The sequence below is a fragment of the Actinomadura livida genome (assembly GCF_014648675.1).
GTDB classification, from domain to species: Bacteria; Actinomycetota; Actinomycetes; order Streptosporangiales; family Streptosporangiaceae; genus Spirillospora; species Spirillospora livida.
In genome coordinates, this window is sequence record NZ_BMRO01000036.1 from 1 (window position 1) to 9,317 (window position 9,317).

The window sequence follows — 9,317 nt, forward strand, 5'->3', positions numbered from 1 at the left end:
TGCAGCCCTTGGCGCAGGGCGGTTTGGTCGCCGGTGATGACGGCGCGGTGATCCAGGAACGAGCGGGTGGTGGCCAGCGCCCACGCCACCTCACCGGCACCCAGCTCCGGGTGGACGTCCAGATGCTCGGCCAGCCGCCGCGCCTGCGCGGCCAGTGCGGCCGGGGTTTTCGCCGATAGCAGCCACGGAACCACCGGAGCCTCAGGCCGCACTTCGGGCTGAGGGGCGTCCGTGGTGAGCTCGGTGCTGGTTCGAGGTGAGGATGGCGCCGGGGCGGTTTCGGGCTCGGTGCTGGTGGGGGGTTGTTCGAGGATGAGGTGGGCGTTGGTTCCGCTGATGCCGAAGGAGGAGACCGCGGCACGGCGCGGCTGCCCGGTCTCGGGCCACGGAACAGGGTCAGTGAGCAGCTCGACCGTGCCCGCGGACCAGTCCACATGCGGGGTCGGCTCGTCAACGTACAGCGTCCGCGGCAGAACCCCGTGGCTGAGGGCCTGCACCATCTTGATCACACCGGCGACGCCGGCGGCGGCCTGGGTGTGCCCGATGTTCGACTTGACCGATCCCAGCCACAGCGGCCGGTCACGATGCCGGCCGTAGCTAGCGATCAGCGCTTCGGCCTCGATGGGGTCGCCCAATGCCGTGCCGGTGCCGTGCGCTTCGATCGCGTCGATGTCATCGGGGGCGAGCCGCGCGCTGGCCAGCGCGTCTTCGATCACCCGCTGCTGGGACGGCCCGTTCGGCGCGGTCAGCCCGTTGCTCGCGCCGTCCTGGTTGACCGCCGAACCACGGATCACCGCGAGCACCGGATGCCCGTTGCGCTGCGCATCGGAGAGACGCTCGACGAGGAGGAGCCCCACGCCCTCGGACCACGCGGTGCCGTCGGCCGCCGCGGCGAAGGGCTTGCAGCGGGCGTCCGGCGCGAGGACCCGCTGCCGGGAGAACTCCACGAAGATGCCGGGCGTCGACATGATGGCCACACCCCCGACCAGGCTCAGCGAGCAGTCGCCCTGGCGCAGTGCCTGGCAGGCGAGGTGGAGGGCGACGAGGGAGGAGGAGCAGGCGGTGTCGATGGTCACCGCGGGCCCCTCCAGCCCGAACGTGTACGCGAGCCGGCCGGAGACGACGCTGGCCGCGTTGCCGAGGCTGATATGGCCTTCGAGCTTGCGGGACGTGTCCGCGAGGAGCAGCTGGGCGTAGTCCTGCGCGTTGGTCCCGATGAAGACGCCGGTCCGGCTGCCGCGCAGTGCCGCGGGAGCGATGCCGGCGCGTTCGACGGTCTCCCAGGCCCCCTCCAGCAGGAGCCGCTGCTGCGGGTCCATGGCCAGCGCCTCGCGCGGGCTGATCCCGAACAGGTCGGGATCGAAGTCGCCCGCGTCGTGCAGGAACCCGCCCTCGCGGACATAGCTCGTCCCGGGGCGCTCGGGGTCCGGGGAGTGGAGCCGGTCGAGGTCCCAGCCCCGGTCGGTGGGAAAGCCGGACATGGCGTCGGCGCCGTCGTCGAGCAGCCGCCACAGGCCCTCGGGGGACGAAGCGTCCCCGGGGAACCGGCAGGCCATCCCGATGACGGCGATCGGTTCCCGCATGCCCGACTCGGCCTCGTGCAGCCGCCGGCGCGATTGCCGCAGCTCCGCGGTCATCCATTTGAGGTGGTCGAGAAGCTGCTGCTCATTCCCCATCTGAACCGAACTCCAAAGGATGCGGGCAAAGGCGTGGCGGTGGAATCAGGATCTGCCGAATTCTTCTCGGATGATGTCGAGTACCTCGTCCGCGGTCGCGGACTCCAGTTCGCTGACGGGCTCCTCAGAGGCCCCGCCGGCGCCCTCGAATTTCGACAGCAGCGCCTGGAGCCGCCACGAGACGGTCTTCTGCTCGGCCGCGGAAAGACTCGCCATGGCGACGGAATTGGACAGTTCGTCGAGCTGCGCGATGATCCCGGTGCCGTTTCCGGGCTCGTCGGTGATGGTCGTTCTCAGGTACTGCGCCAGTGCCTGCGGACTGGGATGGTCGAACACCAGGGTGCTGGGCAGTTTCATCCCGATCTCGCGGGTGAGGTGGTTGCGGAACTGGAGGGCGGACACCGAATCGAAGCCCAGTTCCTTGAAGGTCTGCCGGGTCGGTACCTCGTCGCCGGACGCGTGGCCGAGGACCGCGGCCGCGGTGGCTCTGACCAGGTCGGCCAGGATGGTCTCCTGCTCCGGGCGGGCTGCGCCGAGGAGGCGTCGGCGCAGCGCCGCCGCCGACCCCGGATCCGCTTCGGGGACCGGTCCGGAGGAGCGCGCGGCCTGCCGTATCTCCGGCAGGTCGGCGAGCAGGGGTATCCGGCGGGTCGGGGCGAACGCCCGCCAGAGCCGTTCCCAGTCGACGGCGGCGACGGTGAGGCAGGTCTCGTCCCGGTCCAGCGCCCGCTGGAGCGCGGCGATCGCCAGCTCCGGGTCCATGCCGGAGAACCCGCTCCGGCGCAGGTTGGCCCGCGCGCTCTCGTCGTCGGCCATGCCGCCGCCGCCCCATTCGCCCCACGCCACGGACAGGGCCGGGAGCCCTTGGGCGCGGCGCCGCCGGGCCAGCGCGTCCAGGAAGGAGTTCGCCGCCGCGTAATTGGCCTGCCCCGGGCTCCCGAGGACCCCGGCCGCGGAGGAGAACAGCACGAACGCGGACAGGTCCCGGTCCCGGGTCAGCTCGTCCAGGTGCGCGGCGGCGTCGGCCTTCGGGCGCAGCACCCCGGCCAGCCGGTCCGGGGTCAGCGCGTCGATCACGCCGTCGTCCAGGACGCCCGCGGTGTGCACGACCGCGGTCAGCGGATGCTCGTCGGGAATCTCGGCGAGGACCCGCTCCAGCGCGGTCCGGTCCGCCGCGTCGCAGGCCGCGAACGTCGGCTCGGCGCCGAGCGCCCGCAGTTCGGACCGGAGTTCCGCCGCGCCGGGGGCGTCCGGGCCGCGGCGGCTGACCAGGACGAGGCGCTCGGCCCCGCCGCGCGCCAGCCAGCGGGCGACGTGCGCTCCCAGCGCGCCGGTTCCGCCGGTGACGAGGACGGTGCCGCGCGGCCGCCAGGCTGCCCCTTCCGGCCCGCCCCGATCGGCGGCCCGCACCAGCCGGCAGGCGAGGACCCCCGCGGGCCGGATCGCGAGCTGGTCCTCTCCGTCCGTACCGGCGAGGACGCCCGCGAACCGCTCCCGCGCCGGCCCGTCGGGCGTCTCCGGCAGGTCGATCAGGCCGCCCCAGCGGTCGGCGTGCTCCAGCGCCGCCACCCGGCCCAGCCCCCAGAGCCGCGCCTGCGCGGGGTCGTCCGCGGTGTCCAGCGGATCGGCGGACACGGCCCGCCGGGTGACGCACCAGAGCGGCGCGTCGATCCCGGCGTCGCCGAGGGACTGGAGGAGCGTCGTGGTTCCGGAGAGCGCGTCGCGGCCGCCCAGGGCGAGCAGCGAGACCACCCCCTGGAGCCCGTCGGACAGGCCGCCGAGGCGTTCCGCGAGCGCCGTGCGGTCGAGCGGCCCGGCATCGACCTCCAGGCGGACGGTCTCGGCACCGGCGAGGCCGCTCATCGCCTCCTCGCAGGCGTCCTGCCACGGGTCGCCCGCCTGGGGCGCGACGAGCAGCCACCGGCCGCGGAGTGTGGAGACGGCGGGCTCGGCGAGCCGCTTCCAGGTGACCCGGTAGCACCACGAGTCCACCTCGGAGCGCTCACGATGCCTGCGGTGCCACGAGGACAGCACCGGCAGCGCGGGCTTCAGCGCCTCCAGGGGAGGGGTGGAGCCGTTGGGCCCCAGCATCGCGGCGAGGGCGTCGAGGTCCTCGCGCTCGACCGCGCTCCAGAAGTGCCCGTCATCGTCACTGGGGGAAGGAGCGTCCTTCGGGGCGGGACCATCCAGCCAGTAGCGGCGCCGCTGGAAGGCGTAGGTGGGCAGCGCCACGGGAGGAAGCGGGCCAGAGAAGAAGCGGCCTGCCCAGTCGACGGTGATCCCGCGGGTGTGGGCGTGCGCGGCGCTTGAGAGGAACCGGGTCAGCTCGCCCTGGCCGCGCTGGAGTGTCGGGATGACGACCGCGTGGGCCCCGATGTCGTCGACGGTGTCCTGGAGGCCGGTGACGACCACGGGGTGCGGGCTGACCTCGATCAGGGCGTCGTGGCCCTGCCCGATCAGGGCGTGCGCGCATCGTTCGAGCTGCACGGGCCGGCGCAGGTTGGTGTACCAGTAGGCGGCGTCCAGCCCGGTGGTGTCGAGCCGGTCGCCGGTGACGGTGGAGAAGAACGGGATCCTCGACGGCTGCGGTGCGATGTCGGCGAGGGCTTCGAGAAGGGCGGGCCTGATGCGGTCGACCTGCGGGGAGTGGGACGCGTAGTCGACGCTGACGCGGTTCGTGCGGATCCCCTCGCCGCCGCATTCGGCGAGGAACGCGTCGACGGCCCCGGGCGAGCCGGAGACCACGGTCGAGGCGGGGCCGTTCACCGCCGCGAGCGTGAGTTCGCCGTCCCAGCGGGCGAGCCGCCGCTCGATCTCGTCGGCGGGCAGCGCGACCGACGCCATGGCCCCGTCCCCGGCCAGCTCGCGCAGGGCCCGGCTGCGCAGGGCCACCACCTTGGCCGCATCGTCCAGGGAGAGGGCACCGGCGATGTGCGCGGCGGCGATCTCGCCCTGGGAGTGGCCGGCGACGGCCGCGGGCTCCACCCCGTACGAGCGCCACAGCTCGGCCAGGGCCACCATCACCGCGAACAGGACCGGCTGGACGACATCGACGCGCTCCAGACCGGGAGCGGTGGGCGCGCCGCGCAGCACCTCGTCCAGCGACCAGGACACGTGCGGTGCGAGTGCCGCCTCGCACCGGGCGATGTGCTCGGCGAACTCCGCCGACTGCTCCAGCAGCGCCGTGGCCATGCCCTCCCACTGGGCGCCCTGCCCGGGGAAGACGAAGGCGACCTTGCCGTTCAGGTCGGCGACGCCCTCGGTCACTCCGGCGGAGGGGGTTCCGGCGGCGAGCGCCGCCAGTTGACCCGGCAGTTCGTCCGGCAGTTCGTCCGGCAGCCGGGAGGCGTCGGAGGCGAGCACGACGGCGCGGTGGCGCAGTGTCGCGCGCCTGGTCGCCAGGGCCCCGGCGACGGCGCGGGGGTCCGCGTCCGGACGTTTCCGGACGAACTCCGCCAGCCGTCGCGCCTGCCCGCGCAGGCCGGCCTCGCTCGCGGCCGACACCAGCAGGGGCAGCGGCCCCGCACCGGCCGGGCCCGGCTCCTCGGGGGACTGTTCGGCGGGGGCCTGCTCGATGATGGTGTGCGCGTTGGTGCCGCTGATGCTGAACGACGAGACGGCCGCGCGGCGCGGCCGTCCCGTGTCGGGCCAGGGCACCGGCTCGGTGAGCAGGCTCACCGCTCCCGCGCTCCAGTCGACGTGCGGGGTCGGCTCATCGACGTGCAGGGTGCGCGGGAGCAGGCCGTGGTTGATCGCCTGGACCATCTTGATGACTCCGGCGACGCCGGCGGCGGCCTGGGTGTGCCCGAGGTTGGACTTGATCGACCCGAGCCACAGGGGCCGGTCGCGGTCCCGGCCGTAGGCGGTGAGGAGCGCCTGCGCCTCGATGGGGTCGCCGAGAGTGGTGCCGGTGCCGTGGGCCTCGACCGCGTCGACGTCGGCGGCGCCCAGGCCCGATTCGGTGAGCGCCTGCGCGATCACCCGCTGCTGGGACGGGCCGTTGGGCGCGGTCATCCCGTTGCTGGCGCCGTCCTGGTTCACCGCCGAGCCGCGCACGACCGCCAGCACCGGGTGGCCGTTGCGCCGGGCGTCGGAGAGCCGCTCGACCACAAGGAGCCCGACACCCTCGGACCAGCCCGCGCCGTCGGCGGCGGCCGCGAACGGCTTGCAGCGGCCGTCGGGGGCGAGTCCCCGCTGCCGGGAGAACTCCACGAACAGGGTGGGTGTGGCCATCACGGTGGCCCCGCCGGCGAGCGCGAGGTCGCATTCCCCCCGGCGCAGGGCCTGGCACGCCAGGTGCAGCGCGACCAGCGAGGAGGAGCAGGCGGTGTCCACCGTCAGGGCCGGCCCCTCCAGGCCGAACACGTAGGAGATGCGCCCCGACGCCGCGCTGCCCGACGTCCCGGTCAGGGAGTATCCCGCGGTGGTGTCGGTGAACTGCTCCGGGAGCGTCATGTAGTCCTGGTACATCAGCCCCGTGAAGACGCCGGTCGGACTGGACTTCAGCGAGGCGGGCGGGATGCCGGCGTTCTCCAGGGCCTCCCAGGCGACCTCCAGCAGCAGCCGCTGCTGCGGGTCCATCGCCGCCGCCTCCCGCGGCGAGATCTCGAAGAACTCCGGATCGAACTCGGCGGCGTCGTACAGGAACCCGCCCTCGCGGGCATAGGTGGTGCCGGAATGGGCGGGATCGGGATGGTAGAGCCGCTCCAGGTCCCAGCCGCGGTCGGTGGGGAACGCCGAAATCCCGTCCCGGCCCGCCTCCACGAACCGCCACAGATCCTCGGGGGAGCGGATGCCGCCCGGGTAGCGGCAGGCCATCGCCACGATCGCGACCGGCTCGTCCGCGGACCTCCTCGCCGCGGCCGTGGCCGAGGGGGTGCGCCGCGCCCCGGCCAGCAGGTCACGCAGATGATCGGCGACGTCCCGCGGTGTCGGATGGTCGAAGACCAGGGTGGCCGGCAGCGCCAGCCCCGTCGCGGCGCTCAGCCGGTTCCGCAGCTCGACCGCGGTCAGCGAATCGAACCCGAGATCCTGGAACGCGCGATCAGCCGGCATGCCCTGGGCCGTGTCGCGCCGCAGCACCGCCATCACGTGACCGCGCGTCAGGTCGAGCAGCGCCTCCCGCTGCTCCGCCTCGGGCAGCCCGGCCAGCCGGCGCGCGAGCGAGCCCTCCGGCTGCGCCGCCCCGGATCCGCCCGCGCCCCGGACGGGCACGGGCACGATCCTGCGGAACAGCGCGGGCAGCGAACCCTCGGCAGCGCGGGCGCGCAACGCCGCGATGTCCAGCGGAACGGGAGCCACCAGCGCCTCGCCCGCCGCGCAGGCGGCGTCGAACAGCGCCGCCCCCTGCTCCGACCGCAACCGCACCAGGCCGCCGCGCTCGACCCGGGACAGCTCGGCCGCCCCCAGATGCGCGGTCATCCGGCTGGTCTCCTCCCACAGCCCCCAGGCGAGGGAGGTCCCCGGCAGGCCCGTCGCCCGCCGGTGCGCGGCCAGCGCGTCCAGGAAGGCGTTCGCCGCCGCGTAGTTGCCCTGGCCGGGGGTCCCGATGATCCCCGCGGCCGACGAGAACAGCGCGAACAGCGCCAGGTCCGCGTGCCGGGTCAGCTCGTGCAGGTTGACGGCGGCGTCGACCTTCGGGTGCGCCACCCGCGCCATCCGCTCGGGCGTCAGGGAGCCCACCACCCCGTCGTCGATCACCCCCGCCGCGTGGACCACGGCGGTCAGCGGATGCGCGGCCGGGACGCTCGCCAGCAGGTCCGCGAGCTGCCCGCGGTCGGCGGCGTCGCAGGCGGCCACCGTGACCTCGGCGCCCAGCTCGGCCAGCCGGTCCCGCAGTTCCGCCGCCCCTTCCGCGCCGGGCCCCTGGCGGCTGGCCAGGATGACGTGCCGGGCGCCGTGCGCCGCCACCAGGTGGTGGGCGATCCGGCCGCCGACCAGCCCGGTGCCGCCGGTGATGAGGACCGTGCCATCGGGGTCGAGCAAGGCCGGGCGGGAGTCCCCGCCGGGGACCGCGGTCGCCAGGCGAGGCGCCAGCACCGTCCCCCGCCGGACGGCGGCCTGCGTCTCGCCCGGGACGGACGCGATCGCCGCCAGGCCGGGCAGCACGCTCGCGGAATCCGGGTCGTCGTCGATGTCGACCAGCAGGAACCGGCCGGGATTCTCCGACTGGGCCGCGCGGACCAGCCCCCACACCGGAGCGGCGGCCAGATCGGCGACGTCCTCTCCCGTGCGGGTGGACACCGCGCCCCGCGTGACGACGACCAGCCGGGAGGCGGCCCACCGCTGGTCTTCCAGCCAGGCGCGCACGAGTCCGAGCGCCGCGGCCCCGGTCGTGCGCGCCGCCTCGGCGAGGCCGCCGGCTCCAGCACCGGAGCAGACGGTCACGACGTTGTCCGGGACGTCCGCGCCTGCGTCGATCGCCTCTGTCAGTGCGTCCAGGTCGGCGAACACTTCGACGCCGGGCCCGAAGGCGTGCGCGAGCCCTGGCTTGTCGGCGCCGAGGAGCACCAACCCGTCCTGGTCCCGGCCTTCCGGCCGCCCTTCCGGCAGCGGCGTCCACTCCAGGGCGTAGAGATGGCGACCGGCGTCCCGGCCATGCCGGAGATGCTCGGTGCGGACCGGCCGCATCGTCAGCGACTCCACCGACATGACCGGCCGGCCGGTCTCGTCGGCCACGGAGACCGTCACCGTGCGCGGGCCGCTCGGCGACACCCGCACCCGCGCCGCCCCTGCCCCGGACAGGAACAGCGACACACCGTTCCAGTCGAACGGCAGGTCCACCTCCCGTTCGGTGCGGTCGAGCACGGACAGGCCGACGACGTGCAGGCAAGCGTCCAGCAGAGCGGGATGGACGCCGAACCGGGCCGCGTCGGCGCCGTCGGGCAGCGCCACCTCGGCGAGCAGGTCCTCGCCATGGCGCCAGGCGCGCCGGAGCCCTTGGAAAGCGGGGCCGTACTCGTAGCCGACCTGCGCCAGCGCCGCGTAGCAGCCCTCCGTGTCCATGGGCTGCGCCTCGGCGGGCGGCCAGAACGCCATGTCCGGGGGGAGGTCCACCGGGGCTCCGGCCGTCACCACCCCGCCCGCATGACGGGTCCACGGAAGGTCGTCCGCGCTCTCCTCCGGCCGTGAATAGACGGTGATCGCGCGCCGCCCGCCCTCGTCGGCCGCCTCGACGACCACCTGCAGCCCGACGCCGCCGCGGTCGGGCAGCGCCATCGGCGCCTCCAGCGTCAGCGCCTCCACCCGGCCGCAGCCCACCAACCGGCCGGCGTGCACCGCCAGCTCCACGAACGCCGAACCCGGCAGCAGCGCCGATCCCGCCACGACATGGTCGGCGAGCCACGGATGCGAACCCTTGGACACCCGGCCCGTCAGAACGACCTCGCCGCCAGAGGCGAGCTTGACCATGGCGCCGATCAGCGGATGGTCCGCCGGGGTCAGCCCCGCGTCGGCGACGTCCCCGGCCCTGCGCCCCCTTCCGTCCAGCCAGTACCGCTGCCTCTGGAAGGCGTAGGTGGGCAGCGCGGGCGGGCTCGCGGGCCGTGGGACGCCAATGGCGTCCAGGATGCGGGTCCAGTCGGTGGTGAAGCCTTGGGTGTGGAGGGTGGCGAGGTTGGTGAGGAGTCGGGTCCAGGTGGG

General features: G+C 74.4%; 2 protein-coding genes. Both read right to left on the reverse strand.

The window, feature by feature from the left end; all coding sequences use genetic code 11:
* Nucleotides 1–1,676: type I polyketide synthase (locus IEZ03_RS37095; RefSeq protein WP_189241283.1), on the reverse strand; the 1,676-nt coding region annotated here is incomplete at its 3' end.
* Nucleotides 1,677–1,721: 45 nt separating this feature from the next.
* Nucleotides 1,722–9,317 (reverse strand): type I polyketide synthase (locus IEZ03_RS37100; RefSeq protein WP_189241284.1); only part of this gene is annotated, 7,596 nt, incomplete at its 5' end.